Below are 19,231 nucleotides of genomic sequence, written 5' to 3'. Positions count from 1 at the left end.
AAAAGAATAAGAAAATGATCAATCCGTACTTCGAAAAGTTCAAAGTGAGAGCGGCTGAAATTGGGCCCAACGGAAAGGCCAAGTTTCCCGTGCTGATCAATTTTTTTCAGGAGGCAGCCTGGCAGCATGCTGACGTGCTTGGCGTGTCAGTTCCCGCACTTATGGAGAAAGGGCATACCTGGGTGCTGCACCGGTTGTTTCTCAGGGTGCTGAAACCAATAGAAAAAAACGAGTTAGTGGAAGTGGAAACATGGCCATCGGGCATCGAAAAGTTTTTCACCTTTCGGGACATGCGGTTTCGGAATGCAAAGCAAGAACTGGTAGCGGAAGGCTGCACCGCCTGGGTAGTGATTGATATAGAAAAAAGGCGGCTTATTCCGGTGCCTGACTATATCACAGGTGGCAACTTCGTTATTGAAAACAATCACCTCCCGCACCCAACTGACAAACTGCCGTCGCTGGGAGAGGCTGTCAGTGGGCCCGGGTTCCAGGTATACTATCAGCACCTTGATCAAAACAACCACGTCAACAATGTTCACTACCTGGAATGGATGCTGGCCTCTCTACCTCAAGACTACCTACTGCATATGAGCTTGAAGGAAATCGATATCCAGTTTAAAAGTGAATGTGTGCTAAACGACGAAATATTAAGTGAGTTTCAGCAGCTAACGGACAATGAAATACTACACAGCCTGAAAGAAAAACACAGTGGCAGAGAGGTCGCCAGAGCCATGACTGTGTGGGAGGAACAGTAATCTTACGCCCCAAACCCATCTGATCGAAGTAAGTGTATTGCTCTGGCTATTATTCGCACCAAATAGGGTTGGCTAACTGATTTTCTTCATATCCCACCCAACTATTTAGCCTTAGCTTGCGAAATGGTTAACTGAGGACTCCCTCTGTCAACAAAGCACCACCGTAGACTTATGAGCCGACCTGAAGCGGATGAGGCCAAGCTAATTGAAAAGTGCCGGAAGCAGCAACCCCCGGCGCAGCGGGAGCTCTATGAAAACTACTTCAACTACGCCATGAGCGTCGCTCTCAGGTACAGTCAAGGCCGAGATGAGGCGATCGAGATTGTCAATGATGCTTTTTTGAAGACTTTCAATAGCCTTGCCTACTACGATCAGGCGCAGGGGTTCAAAAAATGGTTTCGTCGGATCGTGATCAACACAGCCATTGACCATTACCGAAAAAACAAAAAACATTATCAAACCCACGACTTGCTTTATAAGGACCAGGCAGTGGATCCCGACGTCTTTGAAAAATTCAGCGCAGAGGAAATAATGCAGTGCGTTCAGCGGCTTACACCGGCTTACAGGCTGGTCTTTGTTCTCTACGCAGTTGAAGGCTACAAGCATCATGAAATTGCCGAAATGCTACAGGTAAGTGAAGGAACTTCTAAATCGAACCTGGCGGCAGCGAGAGGTAAATTAAAAAATCTGTTAATAGAAATGTTTCATTTGAACAGCACCCGATATGGAGGATAACAGCTTTGATAAACAGATAAAATCCGTTCTTGAGGAGTATGACGACACTACCCCTTCCAACCTCGGTTGGCAGAGGTTTCAGGGCAAATACGGCCAAACGGTCGGCATTTCCGGAATACAGCGATGGCTGAAGCTTTCTGCTGTTGCGAACGTATTGCTTACCGGCACTGTGGTATGGCTGCTATGGAACGTTGACCTTTTGCAGGACAGAATAACCACCCTTGAAAAAAGGCAGCCTGCCACGACCACAATCGATAAAAAGAGCGATGAAGTACACAAAGCTTCCGAAGGAAAAGCTACAACCATTGCCGGCAACTCAACCGACGCCGATGCTTCAGAACGGTTAAACGAGCAACAAGAAACTCCATCGTCAGCTGCCAGCACCTCCATGCCTCGCACCAGTACCAGAAAGCCAGAACTGGCTGGAAACCAGCGTGATGATGCCTCAACAGCACCCCGCAAGTACGCAGCAGATGACGCAAGAGAAACATCTTACAAACCCATTCGAAAATCTCCATCCTACCGCCTCAACGCAATTTCAGGCCTTCGGCCAGTTACTATCCACCTGGCTTTTGTGAAAGTGTGGGGCGAAGCAAATGAAATAATTCCCGGCAACGTGAAACCCATGGAAGCACATTTACCTCTGCAAACCGTGCTGGCCCTTGAGAAAAGCAAAATGGGTAACAAGATAGGCTGGGCATTTGGCCTGACCGGTGGACTTGGAATGGCCAATTTAGGTACCGGCTATCAGGGAGTTGGCATCCAGAATGGTATTGTTGTTGGTGCATTGATTCATCCGTTGTGGGGGGTTGAGTCAGGCATTTCGTTGGATCAAACCCTGGCATCAACAAGAAATATTGATGCCGGAGCAAAAGCCTGGCAGTCTGCGGCTGGCGTACCTCCGACGAACCGTATCGATAAGCTGGCCCTTCATTTACAGACCCTTGAAGTACCTCTTTTGGTTAGGCTAAGGTTTCCGGTGACTGATAGAAAAAGTTGGTTTGCGTCCATTGGTCTGGTTCAAAACTTCAGGTTGTCCGAAAAACAAACTTTCTACATCAGGCGGCTGGAAGATCACGAAGAAGAGGAAGATCACTATGAATTGGCCGAAAGGGAGTTCTCCAATAAAGGCATAGGTTCATTTTACACAGGCTTCACTGGAGAGTTGGGCATTAGCAAGCAAATAAAAGCTTTGCCACTTAGGTGGCAGCTAGGTGCGTACTACAAACATCAAATCGGGCGAGTGTCCGGCGGCTTCCAAAAAGCAGAAATGGTTGGAATAAAAGGCGCCTTGAGGTTCAGTCGTTGGTAGTTTTCACCCAACCATTTTTCAGATTCTTTCGAATGGGTTGACAACATGAGTCCTGAAAAAAGGCGTTTAAACTCAGACAAAGTTGTATGAAAATAAAAGAAGTTGGCCTGGAGATGACCAGGGGAGAATTCGTGAAATCGCTGGGCATAAGTGTGGGCGCTATCATGGCCACCTGGTGCATCGGAGGCCTGACCTCCTGCATGAACGCAGATATGCCTGCTCCGGGTGATGGAGGTGTGGACTTCACCATCGATCTGGAAGCCTCTGAAAATAAAGCATTGTTAACAAACGGTGGGTGGCTGATCAAAAACAGCGTAGTGATTGCCAGAACAAATAGTGGCGACTATGTGGCTGTGACGCAGGTGTGCAGCCATGAAGGGCGAAAACAAGTAGCGTATAGAGCTTCAAAAAATGATTTCTATTGCAATGCTCACGGCGCTACTTATAGCATTTCTGGCAAAGGCACCAATTCGGCTGGATCAAGAGGACTAACGAGGTACACAACCCAGCTGGATAAGAATAGTCTTAGAGTTTTTGGTTAAGTGGTTGAAAGGCCCTCCAGTTTTGGAGGGCTCTTTTTTAAACTTCAATTACCCTTATTGTGGCACACGCCACCTATTTTTTGTAAACCACCAGCGCCGAGCTGACACTAACCTCAACTTCCTCGGCTATCTTCTGAAAAACAATCGTTGGGATTTCAATTTTGTGATCAGCCAGTTTTACCATGAATTTGCTGTCGATAGCAATATTTCCCTTGCTAACGTGTATAGTTGTCGGAATTGTTCGCTGCGAGTCTACTCCATGGATATTCAGTGTTCCTACAGCCGACACGCTGTAGTCGCCATCTTTTGCGATGTCAAATGCCCCTTCAATGCTACCCTTAAATGTGCCGTAAGGATATTTCTCACTCTCCATATAATTTTCATTGAAGTGCTCCTGCATCAGCTCCCTTTCAAACTTGAAGCTCTTGATAGGAATTCTAAACGAGAAAGACTTCTCTTGAAAATTAACCACCCCCTGGCTGGCTGCGTTAGTGGCAGCAATGTCTTCCAGTACTGCATCAGAAAAGAAGCCTATTGTGGCATCCTTCATGGTGTAAATCTGCGCCTGCGCCGCCGGCACTGCCATTAAAGCCAGTGCCAGGCAGCTATAAATTACCTTCTTCATAGTTTATCTGTTTTTCTTCGAGAGGCTAAACTCCCTGGTGATATTGAATCCAAGATGTATACCACCGTTTTGCCACCGGTCGGTCGTTTCGGTAATAAAGCCCTTGTCGATCATAGGAAGGGAATTGGTCACTTGAAACTGAAAAACGTGGCCGCCGGTCTCAATATCCACCCCCAATGAAAACGAATCGTAATAATTATTCAGGTTGTCCGCATTATTCACAAACTTCACCCGATAAGTGTACTCGCCGTTGATTGACATCCTGCGGGTTACTTTGTACCTGGCTCCGAATCCCACGGCCGGAGTATCATTTACGTCTGTTTGTGAATTCACAAGGTTATAGTGCACCCAGGTAGGCACTAGCTCTGCAGAAAAGTTCTCACCAAATTTTCGTGCGATAACTATCTGATTCACAAAAGCCAACCGGGAGCTGAAGTAGTTGGCCCGATCCGGATATTCCCAGTGAAGGCTATTGAGCGTCGTACTTCCTACCCACACCACACTTACAGGCATCACCCTTGCACCAGTCGATTGTCTGAGCAGGGCGTATTTCACAAAACCATCATAGCTCTTCTGGTAGGTACTCCTCCCAATCCCCACCATCAGCTTATCTGTCAGGCCATATTCCAGCGCTATCCGGATAGTGGACTGATCGAGACCCCAAAGCTGGTAGGCACCCCCGTTTAGCGGGCCAAAACGGTGAGAAATGCGAAATTCCAGTGCTCCTGGAGCCACCCTTTCGGGTGAATGTAGATTGATAACCCTCGACGACTTGAAGGTAGCCAAGGTATAGTCCACTGTTTCAACTGGCATAGCATCCAGCAGTTGATCCAGGTTCTGAGCCAGCAGTACAGGCGGGGCTATTATTAGGAAAGCAAGCAAAAGGCCTCTCATCTTTTCAATTTATTAATGATAAAATCAGTTGTTGAGGGAGCCGCCACTCACCCACTTCTCAATAACAGCCATTTGGCAATCGGAAAGCTTGGTACTCGCTTTAGGCATCTGCGAGTAACCAGACGCATGTCTGACGGATCCGAGTAACTGCCCATTGTCGGCATAGGTTTTCACACTGGCATAAGAATCGAGTTTTATATTACCCCCCAAATTGGCCGCAGCATTTGCCGAATGGCATGACAGGCAGCTGCCCTTCAATAAATTGGTCACCCCTGCTGAATAAGTAACGGCCATCGTGGTGTCACAACCTGAGCCGATTTCCGGGTATAGGTATTCTTCGTTGTCCCAGTAGCAGGACACCGCCAAAAAAGACACAAGGATGAAATAAAATAGTTTGCTCATGTTCCCTCAATTATTTGGTGTGTTCGCAGCAACCCAGCTCGACAATTGTTCGATCTGGCAATCCTGCAATTTGCCGGCCGGGGGCATCAGACTATAGCCACTGGCTCCAGTTATGGCTCCAATCAATTGGCCACTGGCAGCCACTTTCTCCATATCACTGAAGGTTTCCAGTCTGATACTGCCCGAAGGCGAGCTGCCGCTGTGACAGCCCTGGCAATATGTACCAGCAATGGGTGCTATATTGGCTGCATAAGCAAACTGCGCCGGGTCGCAGGAGTCACAAGTAGTTTCGTTCGCCCCTTCAAGAATCCAGTTCTTTACGATATCCAGCTGGATTGCAGTCAATCGTGCATAAGGAGATGGTGGCATGAGATCCTCGCCACTACCGGACATTGACCTATAAAGTTTGCTTTTTGCAGGACTGCCAGCACTTACTGCTCTTCTGATATTTGTGTAAGTCGTGAAATTATAGCCTTCCTCATGACTCGCAGCATCATGACATCCCGACATCGCACAGTTGCTCACTATGAGGGGTAGAACCTCTGTTTCAAAGCACACACCATTTGCAGTAGAACCATCGGTTCCATCTTCGCCGGGCACGCATGAAGTTTCCTTGGCACCCTGGTCTATCCAAAGCCTGATAAGCGTTCTTTGCTCTTCCGGAAGAACACCAGAGGGTGGCATTTGATTTTCGCCCAGAGCATATAAAACAGTGTAGACCCTGCTGTGCCGGGCGTCACCGGGCTGTATGCCCTTACTGGTGATCTTATCAAATGAGTTAAAGATGTAACCTTCCTTGCCTCCGTTGCTATTGTGGCAACCCGAAAGTGCACAGTTTGATGTGAATATTGGCAGAATCTCGGTATCAAAGCAAATCTCCCTGAGGGATGACAGGTCGTCGGGTTCATGACTACACGAATTAATGACGACAAGCCCCCCGAAAAGTCCAATGACTACCGCTATCATCCGACCCTTTTTCCTCAGCTTACTAATTTTCATAAAATGAATATTTCAACGCTCGCAAGCCCAGTACGAAAGGATAACGAAAAAGGATGGGTGGGATGAAAAATAAAATACCGATCAGATTAACGGACGGCAGAAAGGTGGAATTATCCGGGGCCGAACCAACGGATGAACGCTCAGGGTCTTCGGTTAGAGGTTAGCAAAGGTGAAACTAAGGCTAGTCTCTAAACGACCTCATTAATGGCCTGGCCAAAGTCCTTTTCCATTTCCATGAACCTGGCCATCACCTTGGCGATGAATGACTCCGACACAATTTCATTGATATCGTCTTCGGAAGTCAAATCCATTTCGCTCACCTTGTACGTCTGCTCCAGCAGCCCGTATTCAAATTTTATCAGGTAGCGACCGTTCCACGAGAAGATCGTGATTTTGGTTTTTGGGTGAGGTATTTCGGCTACAACCCGCATTATGGCTTTACAATCTCTACAGAATGGGTCAGATTAATTTCCGAGCTAATGGAAGCGGCCACACTGCAATATTTCTCAACTGCCAGGTCAACGAGCTTTTCTACCTCCTCCAGCTGAGCGTCAGGCGAAACCACCTTGTAGTGCACGTGAATATCAGTGAACCTTCTTGGCTGCTCTTCCCTCCTTTTACCCGTAACCTCTGAGGTTAGGTCAACGAGGGTCTTCCTTCTTTTTTTAATCATCGATACCAAATCCACAGCAGCGCAGCTAGTGATGCCTGCCAGCAATAGTTGTGTGGGCGAAAAAGCCTTTTTGTCATCCTTCGCTAGCATATCGATGTTCAATACATTGCCAGACTCGTTTTCGGCCTGATACTCTTCATCGGCCACATACTTAAGAGATACTTTCATTTCCTGCATATGCTTACAATTATTTGGGCAAAGCAATAGTTCAAAACTGCTGTTATAAACTGACTATTCTGTTATTGAAGTCACCGAGGCAAAACTAACACAACTATTGATTCTTATTTGGAAGATTATTCTCTAATATCGGCTCAAATCAAGTAAAATGGATGTACGAGTTAAGTTTTTAGGAGGTGCCGGGTCGGTTACCGGTTCGAAATACCTATTGGAAATCGATGATTTTAAGCTTTTGGTTGATTGCGGGCTGTTTCAGGGCATGAAGGAATTGAGGCTTCGGAATTGGGAAGCTTTCCCGATAGATCCGGCTGCAATTGACGCCGTGGTGATTACCCACGCCCATATCGATCACTCAGGCTATTTGCCAAAGCTGGTAAAAGAAGGCTATGCGGGGCCCATTTATTGCACACACGCCACGGCAAGGCTCATGGAGATTATGCTGCGAGATTCGGGCAAGCTGCAGGAAGAAGAAGCCGCTTATGCCAGAAAAAAAGGATATTCCCGTCACGAAAACCCTCTCCCGCTTTACACGCTGGAAGAAGCAGAGCACTCCTTTAGCCAATTTGCCAGCCTTGACTTCGATGACACATTTGAGGTCAGTCCAAATATCACCCTAAGGTACCTTTATGCGGGGCATATTCTTGGTGCCGCCCATGTCGAGATTGAAATAAAAGGTGAGCAGCAAACTAAGAAACTTCTGTTCAGCGGAGACATCGGCCGATACGACAATCAACTTTTGTACGACCCGACCGACATTGAGAAAGCCGACATTCTCTGGGTAGAATCGACGTACGGCAACAAGGCCAGCCCCGAAGCAGATCATAAGGTGGCACTTAAAAGGACGATTCTGGAAACCTTTGATGCCAATGGATGCGTACTGATCCCTGCATTCTCCGTCGGACGCACACAGGATATCCTGCTGCTGCTCGCTCAGCTTTTTCAGGAAAATGCTATTCCCAATTGCCCTGTTTATATCGACAGTCCCATGGCCATTTCAGTCACCGGCCTCTACAAGGAGTTTCACAAACTCCACCGCCTCGACGATGAAATGATATCAAAAGCGCCGGTATTTGACCACCCCAATTTCAAATACGTACGGACACAGGACAGCTCCGAAAACATCAACACAGTAAAAAGAAACGCCATCATTATTTCGGCCAGCGGCATGTGTACGGGCGGGCGGGTGTTACATCATTTATTCCATCGCCTTCCAAGAATCAACGATACGGTCATCATCGTTGGCTTTCAGGCTGAAGGCACCAGAGGAAGGCGCATATTGGACAAGGAGCCGCAGATCAGAATATTCGGAGAAATGGTAGACCTAAGGTGCCGGGTGGAGTATATCCAGGGCTTCTCTGCCCATGCCGACCGCAACGAGTTGATCAGATGGTTAAAGAACATTAAAGACAGCCCCAAGTACACTTTCATCGTACATGGCGAAAAAGAAGGAGCCGAAGCATTGGCGATAACTACCAGCACTGAAATGCTCTTTAACACCTATATTCCGCATTACATGGAATCGTTCGATCTTTTTCAGGGCATATGAAACCGCTGTTGATCATCGGCCTTCTACTGAGTGCTGTCGGTTGTAAATCTTCGTTATCATCCACGAGCGACAAACAGGGAGTGACCGGCGCAGTGTATTGGATGGAGGGGGATTTTATGCCTCGAATTGGTGAAAAGCCGGGCGGCAGTCGTCAACCTATCGTCAGAGAAATTTTGTTCTATGCGCCTGTCAATACTACCGATCTCGGAGGAGAACACGGCCCCATTTATAAAAGCCTTCCCGGTGAACCCATCGCCCGGGTTAGCAGCGATGAAAATGGCTCGTTCAGAATTTCCCTTCCCCTTGGCACCTATTCGGTCTTCACCAGGGAGCCTGATGGGTTCTTTGCCAATCGCTTCGATGGCAATGGAATAATTAACCCTGTTGAAGTAAAAGCCGGTGCTTTTTCCGAAATTGTTATCGAAATCAACTACAAGGCCGTTTTTTAACCACTTTGGCAGCGACCTTATTGCTCGCTTGAAACATTTTTCAAATATTTTACCGCCCCCATGCAACCTCCAGCCCCTGCAGGTGCATCTACCCGTTGAGCGACCTAATCAATGAGGCTGATACTACAAGAATCGAAAACCGAAGAAGCGCTAATCAAGGGATGTCAAAAAGGCAATTCCCGTGATCAGCAAGCACTTTTCGAGAAGCATTCGGCCAAAATGATGGGGGTTTGCTACAGGTATGTGAAAGACTCTGACGAAGCGGAAGATGTAATGATCAGTGCCTTTGCCAAGGTATTTGAAAAGCTTGACAGCTTTCGGTTTGAAGGGAGTTTTGAAGGGTGGCTAAGGCGGATCATGGTCAACGAAAGTTTGATGTACCTCCGTCGTAACAAGTCGATGTACGTAGAAGTGGAGATAGAAAAAGCCGACAGGGAGCCTGACTTTAGCCAGTTAAGTGATCAGCTGGAGGCCGACGACCTGATGGCGATGATTCAGGAGCTTCCGGTAGGATACAGAACAGTTTTTAACCTGTACGCCATCGAAGGGTTTAGCCACCAGGAAATTGCTGAGATGATGGAGATAAGCGAAGGTACTTCAAAATCTCAGTTGAGCAGAGCAAGGGCACTTTTGCAAAAGCAATTGCTTGAGCAGGAAAAAAAAATGAATGATAAAACAGCACGCCATGAGCAGTAAGAAAATAGATGATTTATTTCGGACAAAGCTGGAAGCACACCCAGTAAGCCCCAGCCCCGAAGCATGGGCCAAACTGCAGGGGAAAATGAATCCTGGCAATCGAAAAAAAGGAGCGTTTTGGATGTCGGTAGCGGCTGCTATCTCGATGATCCTTGTGGCAGGGTGGTTCATTTACAGGCAATCGACAGCTGAGCTCAATAGCACCAATACCCTGGCAGGTATGGATAACACAGAAAAAGTGACCACCCCGGAAAACACGAATCCGGCATTAGCCGACGGTCAAACACCAGATAATGTGATGGCGGAAACGCAAGTTGGCTCAAAGGAAACTACGGAAGTGGCTGCTGCTAACGAAGGGCTGAAGACAGAGAGTAAAGCCAATGCGCCTGCGAAAAAAATAAACAGGCCTGTGCAACCCGCTACCACACAAGTGGCATCTACTGCTCAAAAGGAAGAAATGAAAACGGAGGCACTCATAGCACTGGACGAAGTAAGCAATGTGAACGAAATAGCTGAAGAAGGCACCGTTCCTGAAACACTTGACATAGAAAAAGTTGAAAAGAGCCTGGTAGCTGAGGTCGAGACGCCCTCCAAACCAATGGAGGTAAAGATTACTTTCAAGGCAGACGATGACGAAAGATTTCTTGATCCGGTAAGGGAGCTAATCGCTTCGGAACTTCCAAAAGAAAAGAAAAGTGGCTTCAACAAGCTTCTTGCATCGGCCCGAACGCTGGGTGATAGGAACATCCTTGCGGAGCTTAGGGATAGCAAAGATGAGCTGTTCAGTGGCAGCATGAAAATGGGAACGAACAAACACGAAAAGGTCAATAACTCAAAATAAACAATTATGAAAAATTTAACATTATCTCTACTAGCTGTGCTGATAGCCATTGGCTTGTCAGGCACTTCAGCAAAAGCGAAGTCGGCCGGCATGGACACCATCCTCATCGAGCTGGGGCAAAATAGCAAGATCATCCTTGTGGTGAAGGACCAGAAAGACCTGGAAACCATCAAGAACTACGACATCAATAAGATGCTGAAGGACTTGAAACTGTCGATCGACTCGTCATCAAGCGATGTGAATTATTTGCAGATCACTGATGAGTCGGGCACCAGGTACTTGCAGGACACTACCATTGTGTGGAGCAACAACGAATACCCAAGGCACAAAGCTGAAATCAATATCGGCAACAAAAAGCTGGAAGTGGCGGCTGACGACTGGGACGACATCGAAGACGAATTCGACAATGATGACCTCGAAGTGAAAAAGTACGAATATGTAGAGGACCGTCGGTACAGAACCAAGCATTCGTTCAACGTTGAGCTTGGTATGAGCAACTGGCTGGAGGATGGCAAATTCCCCAACGACAACAACCAGCCATACGCTGTGCGCCCCTGGGGCTCCTGGTTAGTAGGACTGTCAAGCATCAACAAGTCGCAGGTAGGTGGTCCATTGTTTGTGGAATGGGGCTTTTCGCTCAACTGGTACAACTGGAAGTTTGATGATGACAGAACCACACTTGATAAGACGCCCGAGGGGCTTAGCTTTGGCACCATAGATCCAAATCTTAACCCGATCAAAAGCAAGCTTTCTGCTACCTACCTCAACGCCAGCTTTGTGCCGCTTTTCGACTTTGCAAAGGGCACCAGAAAAGTAAAAAGCTTTGAAAGAGGGAGCTTAAAATATACTTCCTATAAGAAAAGAGGCATCAGGATTGGCGCCGGTGTGTATGGCGGCTACCGACTAGGCAGCAGCACCAAGGTGAAAACTGAATCGAGCAAAGACAAAGAAAGAGGCAGCTATTATATGAACAACTTCCGATATGGTGTTAGAGCGCAGTTTGGCTACAAGGGCCTCGACTTCTTTGCTAACTACGACCTCAATGAAGTTTTTGTAAGTGGAAAAGGGCCTTCCCTGAACGCTATCAGCTTCGGTATCATCTTATAACTCATTGCCCAATTATTTCAAGTCCGAAGAGGCTGCCTCACTTTTGAGCAGCCTCTTTTTTTGTTGCCTAAAAATTCGAAGCTATTCTAGCAGCCTTGCCTTAACTTAGCGCCATGGATGCATACTCAAACCCATGGACAAAGGTTTCGGCCAAGAAAATATATGATAACCCCTGGATCGAACTCGAAGAGTTTCAGGTGCTAACACCAGCGGGTACACCCGGAATATATGGGAAAGTCCACTTTAAGAATAAAGCAATAGGCATCATACCCATTGACAAAGAAATGAATACCTGGCTGGTGGGTCAGTACCGATTTCCGCTTGACGAATATTCGTGGGAGATTCCTATGGGAGGCGGGCCGCTGGAGATTGATATTCTTGACTCTGCCAAAAGAGAGCTTAAAGAAGAAACCGGGCTTTCCGCCACCAAGTGGACCAATATACTCCGCATCCATACGTCCAATTCAGTCACCGACGAAGAAGGGTTTATATTTCTGGCCGAAGATCTTACTCAGGGTAAAACCGAGTTCGAAGAAACAGAACAGCTAATCATCCGTAAACTACCATTTGGTGAAGTATTGGAAATGGCGATGAGGGGCGAAATAACTGATAGCCTGAGTCTTGCCGGCATCTTCAAGGCGGCCCGTTTAATGAATTTGTAATTTTTTTGACTATAGCGCTTTCATGGCAAACCCTTATCCCTGGTCGTACTACCTTCGAAACAATATTAAGCTGGCTTATCCGGTTATGCTGAGTCAGCTTGGACACATTTCCGTGAGCGTGGCCGACAGCGTAATGGTAGGGCAAATAGGTGCCTTGCCACTGGCGGCTGCTTCACTTGGCAACAGCCTTTTTGCAGTCTTTATGCTATTTGGCATAGGTGTTTCTTATGGGATCACTCCTCTGGTGGCCTCGGCCTATGGTGAGCAAAACGCCAGCAAACTGCTTGACCTGCTCCGCCATGGCGTCGTCAGCAACTTTCTCATGGGGTTATTTCTTTTCGGCCTGATCGTAGGTGTTTCTCCGATTTTGTATCACCTGGATCAGGAGGCCGATGTTGTTGAAAACGCCATACCCTATCTGGGGATCATCGGGTTTTCCATCGTTCCCCTGATGGTGTTTCAGGCCTTTCGGCAGTTTACTGAAGGGCTCCACCTTACCAGGCAGGCGATGACCATCTCGATCATCGGAAACCTCTTCAATATCTTTCTCAATTACCTGCTGATTTACGGCAAATGGGGCTTTCCGGCACTCGGACTGAACGGAGCTGCCATTGCCACGCTGGTAGACAGAGTATTGATGGCCATTGCCATGGGCTACTTTGTCTTTCGCTATCAAAAGTTAAGGCCCTACACCATCGGATTCCATCTAAAAAACCTTTCGAAGGCCATTTTCAAAAAGCTATTGGCACTTGGCATCCCTTCGGGCATGCAGTTCATATTTGAAGTGGGTGCATTTGCTGCTGCCGCCATCATGATAGGGTGGCTGGGTGCCAATGCGCTGGCCGCCCACCAAATTGCCCTCAACCTGGCAGGGGTCAGCTATATGGCTGCTACAGGCATTGCAGCTGCTGCCAGCATAAGGGTAGGCTTTTACCTGGGTCAAAACGACTACGTGAATATGAGAATGGCCGGCATGGCTAGCTTCATCATGGCCATGATTTTCATGACTGTTTGCGGGATCACCTTTGTACTTGGGCGCAACTTTTTTCCTTCTCTTTACATCGACGATGCCGAAGTCATTTCGCTGGCTGCGGGCATGCTGGTGGTAGCAGCCTTCTTTCAAATCTCCGACGGCGTGCAAGTAGTTGGATTGGGGGTGCTAAGGGGGCTGTCCGATGTAAAAGTGCCGACTTTGGTGACTTTGATAGCCTACTGGGTAATTGCCTTGCCAACAGGCTATGTGCTTGGCTTCGTCTTTGATCTGGGTACAATCGGAGTCTGGATTGGGCTTCTTTTTGGCCTGTCGATATCAGCCGTGGCCAACTTTACAAGGTTCAAAGACCTGAGCAAACGGCTACGTACGCAGGCGCAAGAAACTACAAATATAAGTGCCAACAGCCAGGAAGCAGTTGCCAAACCCATCGTATGAAAACATGATTATTTTCTAGAGTAGCCGGAGCGGTGGTATCTCCAACTCATTCCTAGCTGGAAATTGAAAACGCTTGTCCGGTCGTTCACTTCGGCCACATTGGAGCCAAGTACTACCTCAGGAAAGTCGTCAATTTCAAAAGGGAAATAGGCATTCACTCTAAAAAAGGGTGACACGCCAAAGTTTTTATTAAAGTAAATGTCGTATCCAACGCCAGCCCCTAAAAAAGGCACCATCTTACTAGGCTTATAGGGCTCTCCGTCAAGGCCGTTCTTGAGCTCCAGGTCCTGATATACACGAGGCAGCATGTATGAAACACCGGGGCCTGCCATCATATAAAAGTCATGAGCAAAACCCTTCTGTACTCTTTTTCCCAGCTCAAACACATATACCTCGGCGGACACTTCGAGCGTAATAAAATGCATGAGCAAATCAATTTCATACAGCTTATTGTCCGTCACACTTCTTACCCGCTTATAAACCAGCTCTGGCGTGATGAAAATATGATTGCCGATTTCATAGTCAAATTCAAATCCGGCAAAGAATCCATTTTGCAACAACGGCTGATTATTATCAAACTGTGGATGCGCAAGATTGTAGTGCCTCACCACCTCATTCCAGCCAATTCCATTCATATAGTTGTACCCCGCAAGAAAACCAATACCAACCTCAGATTGAGCGAAGGAGGCCCCGGGGGCTATCAACATCATTAAAACTAAGATTCTCTTCATGAGATACTTTTTAGTATTTCGTACGCAGCCCGGTAACCAGTTTCCATAGCACCATGCACAGTTCCGAAGTGGCCTTCGGTGTGGGTAGCCTCACCTGCAAAATATATTTTGTTATCAATGGCACTGGCCAAAATGCCTCTTGCACCCTCGCTGCCGACTTTAGGGTAAGAATAGGCTCCCTTTGTAAACGTGTCCTTCGACCAGTCCATCACGTAGCTCTGAGTTAAGAACTTGGTTGCCTGCCCATTAAACATGTCATCCAAATCTCTCAACGCAAAGGTAACGGCGTCGTTGCCCAATTCACTTAAAGTAGCGCCAGCCGAACCATTGGCTTCACCCACCAGCACGTTGTTGAAAAATATAAGATCATCGTTAAACTCAGACCTTTTCCCCCAACCTGGCGCTTTGTATACAGGTATTATTCCACCCGGATAAACGGTGCTTGTTTCATCGCCCCAGAAATTTTGACCAAAGCGCATGAAGATTTTTACACTTCCATCCATGCCAAGCCCATCCATAGCCAGCAGTTTTTCCTCCGGCAAGGCAGGGTTAAATGATATCCTCCCCTCTTTGAGAATAGGTAGTGGCACGGTAACGATGACCTTGTCTGCCTCATAAGTCTGATTGGCATCGTCAGTCAATACTACCTTTCCGCTGCCGTAGTCTATAGACTTAATAGGCGTATTTTGTCTTATTTTGGAGCTGATAGGAGAGTATTGAAGATCCAGCACTTCGCTAAATGACCTGCGTCGCAAAATGATCTTTTCATTTCCCGAGGTTTGCTTTGCTAGTGCTTCGTTGTACCCGGCAACACTCAACAGGTCGAGGTCAGTTCCAAATTCATTAGCGATAAATGAGTTCAACAGCGTGAGTGTTTCATCAGACAGAGGCTCTTTGTTGAGATACTCTGATAGCGAAATGTCAGGCCCGCTGTAAAGTGGAAGCTTTTCTATGACTTTGGTGGCTGCTCTGAACGAGGTGTTTGAATTAGCTTCGCTCTCCTCAATTGTCTTGCCTGTCAGTTGGTAGTAAGTTTTACCTCTGTCCTGGTAGTACTCAAAATTTGAAATGCGCACCGCATCATAAAAAACGGAGTTCGTTCCCCGCACGTGGTCGGCACCAAGCTCTAAAGGGTATCCGGTAAATTCATCAAGCGCCTTTATTCTACCCCCAACTCTGTTTGTGGCCTCCAACACTTGTACGTCAACACCATTTTTGTGCAGGATATAAGCAGCATGTAGACCGGCAGCTCCCGCCCCTACCACAATCACTTTTCCTCCGAAATTAACGTTGGGGAACAAATCATCCTGCGTTTCACAGGACGACAGCACTGATGGCAGAACGTATCCTGCCGGTAAGCTTAGAAGTAGTTTCCTTAAAAAGGAACGCCGATTATTCATTCAATAAAGAAGTCAGTATGCTGAAAAACGATGAAAACTTAACCAAATTTAAGCAAAGCCCCAATATTTTACTATTCGAAGAAAAAAATGCACTTATAAAAGCTCTCATGCTGTTAGGAGTGCCGCTCCAAAAACGCCCGCACTATCGCCCAATTTTGGTCTCAGAAACGGTGTCTCCAGCCTGGGATTGAACAGGTGCTTCGCTGCTTCTTTTGCGCCCCTTGAGTACAAAAGGTCAATATTACCCACTCCTCCTCCTAGTACAACTGCGTCAGGGTCAACGATATTTATTATCACAGCAATGGCTTTTCCAAAGAACTCAACCATTCTGTCCATGGTTTGCACAGCAGCCTTGTCGTCTCCTGTTTTAGCCCGCTCGACAATCTCCGGAAGTTTTCGTTTCTCACCAGACAGGCTCTCATAATATCTCTGAAGGGCTGGGCCTGACAAAACCTGCTCAACGCAGCCAGTATGCCCGCAATAGCAGGGCCCTCCTGACGCATCAAGGAAATTATGACCCCACTCGCCGGCGATGCCATGGCGACCATTCGGTACTTTACCATACATCACCAGGCCTCCACCCACTCCGGTGCCCAGAATGACACCAAAAACAACTTTCGCATCCGGCACTTTATCGGGCACAGCGCCCCACAAGGTTTCGGCAATGGCAAAACAATTAGCGTCGTTCGCCATAGCTACAGGAATTCCTAGCTGCTTTTCAAGGTCTTGTCGCAGGGGCTTTCCATTGAGGCAGGTGGTATTAGAGTTTTTCAACGTGTTGGTAGTTGGGTCCATGGCACCTGGCGTTCCAATACCAATACTTTCAGGGGTGAGGCCACTTTCCGTCTTGAGCAAATCTACCAGTTTGCAAATTTGCCCAACGATATGATCGTATCCCTTATCGGCCTCTGTTGGCAATCTCAGTCTGGCAATTACATCCGGCCTTTTATCTGAAGAAATAATGACGCCCTCTACCTTTGTGCCCCCAAGGTCAATACCCCAAAGTGGTCTGCTCATAACAAAAACTTTTGCCGAATATAGCCCAATAAATAGCTGTATTGCAAAGAGCATACATTAAAATCCCTTTCAGCCAACAAGCTCCCAACCCTTTCTGTAAGTCCTTTTAACAAACTGATTGGCTTCGTCGAAATTTGTCACCTTCATGTTCTCAGCATCCCAAAGCAGCTTTTTCCGGCCGGGGTATCCCTTTCCTCCTTTGATTTGATAGGCTCTGAGCGCCACATTGCCCAGCAAAATGGCCTCAGTAAACGGGCCACTGTAATTAAATGGGGAGCTAGGCACTCCTTTGCCATAACCCGCCATAGCTGCATCAACCCAATTGGCGTAATGACCATCAACTCCTTTCGCAATTCTCGGAATTGTCTCTGCGGGAAAGGTTTCTGTCTTCATTCTCGACGACGGAAGCAGCTTGGGCTTCCGTCCCCACATTCCCGTGATGATTTTTCCTTTGGTACCCTCCATGATCAGTCCGCCATCAACGTCGCCCATTTCTTCATCGGGAAGCAACTCCAATGGCCTCTCCGGTCGCAGGCCGCCGTCCATCCAGGTGAGCCTGATGTCACCTTTGCCATCCGTTCTGGGGAAAGTAAAGTGTATAATGGAAGAAGGTGGGCAGCTGTCAGGATAGTCAGCCTCTACAAAAAAATCGGACCAGATGGTCGAAGCACTGCATTCGACATCAGAGGCGTATTTCACTGGTAGTATTCTGAAAAACGGATCAAGGATGTGACAAGCCATGTCGCCAAGTGCTCCGGTGCCATACGGCCACCAACCCCGCCAGTTGAACGGGTGATAGGCTGGATTGTAGTCCACAAAGTCGGCACAGCCTATCCACAAATCCCAGTCAAGTGCTTCAGGTACATCAAACTTACCCTTCGGCGTGGGCAGCCCCTGAGGCCATACGGGGCGGTTGGTCCAGGAATGAACCCTGGTAACATCACCGATCATACCGGCATCCACCCATTCCTTTACCGTACGCACATCATCACCAGATCCGCCCTGGTTGCCCATTTGGGTTACCACTTTGTATTTCTCCGCAGCCTGGGTAAGGAGCCTGGCTTCGTAAATGTTATGGGTAAGAGGTTTTTGCACATACACATGCTTGCCCATTGACATGGCTCTCAGAGCCGGATGAGCATGCATGTGATCCGGCGTGGTAACAGACACACCATCGAGGTTCTTTCCTTCTTTGTCTAGCATAATGCGCCAGTCTTTGTAGTAGGTGGCTCCCGGAAAACGCTTGACCGACTTTTCAGCGCTCTTATCGTCCACGTCGCAGAGGGCGATGACTTTGGCATTTTTGCAGTCACCTATGCCTTTCACATCGACTTCGCCTTTGCCGCCTACCCCTATCCCTGCTGCATAGAATGTGTCGCTGGGAGGAACGAATCCTTTGCCGCCGAGCACAAACCTTGGCACGATGGTGATACCCGATGCAATTAGTGCGGAGTTTTTAATAAAAGATCTACGTGAGCCTGAATCGCCGGATCGTGGCGGTTTTTTTGAAGTTGACATGACAAGTAAGGGGGTGTTTCTAGTTTCAATTTACATTTTTCAGGCATTCTTTTCTCAATGCCGTATTATTGTTTCCAAATAGACCTATGCTGCTACCATTCTTCAACAAAGGCGTTATCGAAGCTGGCTGTGACGAGGCAGGACGTGGCTGCCTGGCTGGGCCTGTGGTGGCTGCGGCAGTCATCCTTCCTCCCGACTTCCATCACAAAGTGCTCACGGACTCGAAGCAGCTCAGCGAAAAACAACGGATGATGCTAAAAGAAGATGTGAAATCGGCGGCTGTTGCCTGGGCCATAGGCTGGTGTTCACCTGAAGAAATAGATAAGATCAATATACTGAACGCCTCGTTTGTGGCCATGCACAGGGCGGTAGATCAGTTAAAAAAGGTGCCTGAACACCTGTTGATTGACGGCAACAGGTTCAAAAAGTATAAAGAACTCCCTCACAATTGCATTATCAAAGGCGACAGCCTTTACTACAGCATTGCGGCGGCTTCCATTCTCGCCAAAACCTACCGGGACGAATGGATGGAGCAGCTTGGGGAGGAGTTTCCGGTTTATCAATGGGCTAAAAACAAGGGCTACCCGACTATGGATCACCGGGATGCCATACGAGCACACGGCATCACACCCTACCACAGAAAATCTTTCAGGTTGTTGCCTGAACAAATGGAGTTGTTTTGAATATAGAAATATTTTTCAGGTGATTATTCTACCCATTT

The 19,231-nt window shown here is 47.6% G+C and carries 22 protein-coding genes; 12 read left to right on the top strand and 10 right to left on the bottom strand.

All coding sequences use genetic code 11. From position 1 onward, the window contains the following. Positions 1 to 14 precede the first annotated feature (14 nt). The 4 genes from RIG68_RS11345 (at position 15) to RIG68_RS11330 (ending at position 3,344) form a co-directional block, all read left to right on the top strand. Positions 15 to 755 (top strand): acyl-[acyl-carrier-protein] thioesterase, encoded by a 741-nt coding sequence (locus RIG68_RS11345; protein ID WP_350122169.1) that lies wholly within the window; start codon positions 15 to 17, stop codon positions 753 to 755. 171 nt (positions 756 to 926) lie between these two features. Beyond that, positions 927 to 1,490, top strand: a complete 564-nt coding sequence (locus tag RIG68_RS11340; RefSeq protein ID WP_350122167.1) for an RNA polymerase sigma factor — start codon at positions 927 to 929, stop codon at positions 1,488 to 1,490. After that, entirely contained in the window at positions 1,480 to 2,802 is a 1,323-nt protein-coding gene (locus RIG68_RS11335; protein WP_350122165.1) for a hypothetical protein, read from the top strand. Before RIG68_RS11340 ends, RIG68_RS11335 begins: the two co-directional genes overlap by 11 nt. An 86-nt stretch (positions 2,803 to 2,888) precedes the next feature. Next, complete coding sequence (locus RIG68_RS11330) at positions 2,889 to 3,344, top strand: QcrA and Rieske domain-containing protein (protein WP_350122163.1); 456 nt, start codon at positions 2,889 to 2,891, stop codon at positions 3,342 to 3,344. A gap of 73 nt (positions 3,345 to 3,417) precedes the next feature. Here the strand turns inward: RIG68_RS11330 and RIG68_RS11325 are convergent, their stop codons facing one another. The 6 genes from RIG68_RS11325 to RIG68_RS11300 all read right to left on the bottom strand — a co-directional run bounded on the left by RIG68_RS11325 (position 3,418) and on the right by RIG68_RS11300 (position 7,105). Further along, positions 3,418 to 3,969, bottom strand: coding sequence for a YceI family protein (locus tag RIG68_RS11325; RefSeq protein ID WP_350122161.1), 552 nt, complete (start codon positions 3,967 to 3,969; stop codon positions 3,418 to 3,420). Between the two features lie 3 nt (positions 3,970 to 3,972). After that, complete coding sequence (locus RIG68_RS11320; protein WP_350122159.1) at positions 3,973 to 4,863, bottom strand: DUF5777 family beta-barrel protein; 891 nt, start codon at positions 4,861 to 4,863, stop codon at positions 3,973 to 3,975. Positions 4,864 to 4,887: 24 nt separating this feature from the next. Next, a complete protein-coding gene (locus RIG68_RS11315) occupies positions 4,888 to 5,265 on the bottom strand; it encodes a cytochrome c family protein (RefSeq protein ID WP_350122157.1) in 378 nt (125 codons plus the stop codon). Between the two features lie 6 nt (positions 5,266 to 5,271). Then, a complete protein-coding gene (locus tag RIG68_RS11310; RefSeq protein WP_350122155.1) occupies positions 5,272 to 6,264 on the bottom strand; it encodes a c-type cytochrome domain-containing protein in 993 nt (330 codons plus the stop codon). Between the two features lie 188 nt (positions 6,265 to 6,452). After that, positions 6,453 to 6,695, bottom strand: a complete 243-nt coding sequence (locus tag RIG68_RS11305) for a hypothetical protein (RefSeq protein ID WP_350077703.1) — start codon at positions 6,693 to 6,695, stop codon at positions 6,453 to 6,455. Next, positions 6,695 to 7,105 carry an OsmC family protein gene (locus RIG68_RS11300; RefSeq protein WP_151999766.1) on the bottom strand — a complete coding sequence of 137 codons (411 nt, stop codon included), beginning with the start codon at positions 7,103 to 7,105 and terminating at the stop codon, positions 6,695 to 6,697. Before RIG68_RS11300 ends, RIG68_RS11305 begins: the two co-directional genes overlap by 1 nt. A gap of 157 nt (positions 7,106 to 7,262) precedes the next feature. Between RIG68_RS11300 and RIG68_RS11295 the strand changes: the two genes are divergently transcribed. The 7 genes from RIG68_RS11295 (at position 7,263) to RIG68_RS11265 (ending at position 13,844) form a co-directional block, all read left to right on the top strand. Then, complete coding sequence (locus RIG68_RS11295; RefSeq protein WP_350122153.1) at positions 7,263 to 8,660, top strand: MBL fold metallo-hydrolase RNA specificity domain-containing protein; 1,398 nt, start codon at positions 7,263 to 7,265, stop codon at positions 8,658 to 8,660. Further along, the gene (locus RIG68_RS11290; protein ID WP_350122151.1) at positions 8,657 to 9,109 is read left to right on the top strand and encodes a carboxypeptidase regulatory-like domain-containing protein; all 453 of its coding nucleotides are present in this window, start codon (positions 8,657 to 8,659) and stop codon (positions 9,107 to 9,109) included. Before RIG68_RS11295 ends, RIG68_RS11290 begins: the two co-directional genes overlap by 4 nt. A 111-nt stretch (positions 9,110 to 9,220) precedes the next feature. Next, the gene (locus RIG68_RS11285; protein WP_350122149.1) at positions 9,221 to 9,805 is read left to right on the top strand and encodes an RNA polymerase sigma factor; all 585 of its coding nucleotides are present in this window, start codon (positions 9,221 to 9,223) and stop codon (positions 9,803 to 9,805) included. After that, positions 9,795 to 10,646 carry a hypothetical protein gene (locus RIG68_RS11280; protein WP_350122147.1) on the top strand — a complete coding sequence of 284 codons (852 nt, stop codon included), beginning with the start codon at positions 9,795 to 9,797 and terminating at the stop codon, positions 10,644 to 10,646. The genes RIG68_RS11285 and RIG68_RS11280 overlap by 11 nt, the downstream gene beginning before the upstream one ends. A 6-nt stretch (positions 10,647 to 10,652) precedes the next feature. Continuing rightward, a complete protein-coding gene (locus RIG68_RS11275; protein ID WP_350122145.1) occupies positions 10,653 to 11,753 on the top strand; it encodes a hypothetical protein in 1,101 nt (366 codons plus the stop codon). Between the two features lie 113 nt (positions 11,754 to 11,866). Next, on the top strand, positions 11,867 to 12,415 hold the full coding sequence (locus RIG68_RS11270; protein WP_350122143.1) for an NUDIX domain-containing protein: 549 nt from the start codon (positions 11,867 to 11,869) through the stop codon (positions 12,413 to 12,415). Between the two features lie 22 nt (positions 12,416 to 12,437). Next, positions 12,438 to 13,844, top strand: coding sequence for an MATE family efflux transporter (locus tag RIG68_RS11265; RefSeq protein WP_350122141.1), 1,407 nt, complete (start codon positions 12,438 to 12,440; stop codon positions 13,842 to 13,844). Positions 13,845 to 13,852: 8 nt separating this feature from the next. On the opposite strand, the gene RIG68_RS11260 is transcribed toward RIG68_RS11265, so the two are convergent. From RIG68_RS11260 to RIG68_RS11245, 4 genes are all read right to left on the bottom strand, one after another. Next, a complete protein-coding gene (locus RIG68_RS11260) occupies positions 13,853 to 14,575 on the bottom strand; it encodes an outer membrane beta-barrel protein (protein WP_350077688.1) in 723 nt (240 codons plus the stop codon). Continuing rightward, complete coding sequence (locus RIG68_RS11255; protein WP_350122139.1) at positions 14,572 to 15,975, bottom strand: flavin monoamine oxidase family protein; 1,404 nt, start codon at positions 15,973 to 15,975, stop codon at positions 14,572 to 14,574. Before RIG68_RS11255 ends, RIG68_RS11260 begins: the two co-directional genes overlap by 4 nt. Positions 15,976 to 16,080: 105 nt before the next feature. Continuing rightward, entirely contained in the window at positions 16,081 to 16,992 is a 912-nt protein-coding gene (locus tag RIG68_RS11250) for an ROK family protein (RefSeq protein ID WP_350122137.1), read from the bottom strand. A gap of 69 nt (positions 16,993 to 17,061) precedes the next feature. Beyond that, a complete protein-coding gene (locus tag RIG68_RS11245; RefSeq protein ID WP_350122135.1) occupies positions 17,062 to 18,510 on the bottom strand; it encodes a Gfo/Idh/MocA family protein in 1,449 nt (482 codons plus the stop codon). A gap of 86 nt (positions 18,511 to 18,596) precedes the next feature. Between RIG68_RS11245 and rnhB the strand changes: the two genes are divergently transcribed. Beyond that, positions 18,597 to 19,193, top strand: a complete 597-nt coding sequence (gene rnhB, locus RIG68_RS11240; RefSeq protein ID WP_350122133.1) for a ribonuclease HII — start codon at positions 18,597 to 18,599, stop codon at positions 19,191 to 19,193. The last annotated feature ends 38 nt before the right edge of the window (positions 19,194 to 19,231 follow it).

Source organism: Imperialibacter sp., assembly GCF_040222385.1.
In the GTDB taxonomy this organism is placed as follows: domain Bacteria; phylum Bacteroidota; class Bacteroidia; order Cytophagales; family Cyclobacteriaceae; genus Imperialibacter.
This window is presented reverse-complemented; position numbering and strand designations above follow the sequence as displayed.

Bases quoted from the DNA above. Each gene is read 5' to 3' on its own strand.
- RIG68_RS11330 (WP_350122163.1), top strand. From the start codon at position 2,889: ATGAAAATAAAAGAAGTTGGCCTGGAGATGACCAGGGGAGAATTCGTG.
- RIG68_RS11325 (WP_350122161.1), bottom strand. From the start codon at position 3,969: ATGAAGAAGGTAATTTATAGCTGCCTGGCACTGGCTTTAATGGCAGTG.
- rnhB (WP_350122133.1), top strand. From the start codon at position 18,597: ATGCTGCTACCATTCTTCAACAAAGGCGTTATCGAAGCTGGCTGTGAC.
- RIG68_RS11300 (WP_151999766.1), bottom strand. From the start codon at position 7,105: ATGAAAGTATCTCTTAAGTATGTGGCCGATGAAGAGTATCAGGCCGAA.
- RIG68_RS11260 (WP_350077688.1), bottom strand. From the start codon at position 14,575: ATGAAGAGAATCTTAGTTTTAATGATGTTGATAGCCCCCGGGGCCTCC.
- RIG68_RS11340 (WP_350122167.1), top strand. From the start codon at position 927: ATGAGCCGACCTGAAGCGGATGAGGCCAAGCTAATTGAAAAGTGCCGG.
- RIG68_RS11280 (WP_350122147.1), top strand. From the start codon at position 9,795: ATGAGCAGTAAGAAAATAGATGATTTATTTCGGACAAAGCTGGAAGCA.
- RIG68_RS11305 (WP_350077703.1), bottom strand. From the start codon at position 6,695: ATGCGGGTTGTAGCCGAAATACCTCACCCAAAAACCAAAATCACGATC.
- RIG68_RS11270 (WP_350122143.1), top strand. From the start codon at position 11,867: ATGGATGCATACTCAAACCCATGGACAAAGGTTTCGGCCAAGAAAATA.
- RIG68_RS11290 (WP_350122151.1), top strand. From the start codon at position 8,657: ATGAAACCGCTGTTGATCATCGGCCTTCTACTGAGTGCTGTCGGTTGT.
- RIG68_RS11295 (WP_350122153.1), top strand. From the start codon at position 7,263: ATGGATGTACGAGTTAAGTTTTTAGGAGGTGCCGGGTCGGTTACCGGT.
- RIG68_RS11275 (WP_350122145.1), top strand. From the start codon at position 10,653: ATGAAAAATTTAACATTATCTCTACTAGCTGTGCTGATAGCCATTGGC.
- RIG68_RS11315 (WP_350122157.1), bottom strand. From the start codon at position 5,265: ATGAGCAAACTATTTTATTTCATCCTTGTGTCTTTTTTGGCGGTGTCC.
- RIG68_RS11345 (WP_350122169.1), top strand. From the start codon at position 15: ATGATCAATCCGTACTTCGAAAAGTTCAAAGTGAGAGCGGCTGAAATT.
- RIG68_RS11335 (WP_350122165.1), top strand. From the start codon at position 1,480: ATGGAGGATAACAGCTTTGATAAACAGATAAAATCCGTTCTTGAGGAG.
- RIG68_RS11255 (WP_350122139.1), bottom strand. From the start codon at position 15,975: ATGAATAATCGGCGTTCCTTTTTAAGGAAACTACTTCTAAGCTTACCG.
- RIG68_RS11310 (WP_350122155.1), bottom strand. From the start codon at position 6,264: ATGAAAATTAGTAAGCTGAGGAAAAAGGGTCGGATGATAGCGGTAGTC.
- RIG68_RS11250 (WP_350122137.1), bottom strand. From the start codon at position 16,992: ATGAGCAGACCACTTTGGGGTATTGACCTTGGGGGCACAAAGGTAGAG.
- RIG68_RS11265 (WP_350122141.1), top strand. From the start codon at position 12,438: ATGGCAAACCCTTATCCCTGGTCGTACTACCTTCGAAACAATATTAAG.
- RIG68_RS11320 (WP_350122159.1), bottom strand. From the start codon at position 4,863: ATGAGAGGCCTTTTGCTTGCTTTCCTAATAATAGCCCCGCCTGTACTG.
- RIG68_RS11285 (WP_350122149.1), top strand. From the start codon at position 9,221: ATGAGGCTGATACTACAAGAATCGAAAACCGAAGAAGCGCTAATCAAG.
- RIG68_RS11245 (WP_350122135.1), bottom strand. From the start codon at position 18,510: ATGTCAACTTCAAAAAAACCGCCACGATCCGGCGATTCAGGCTCACGT.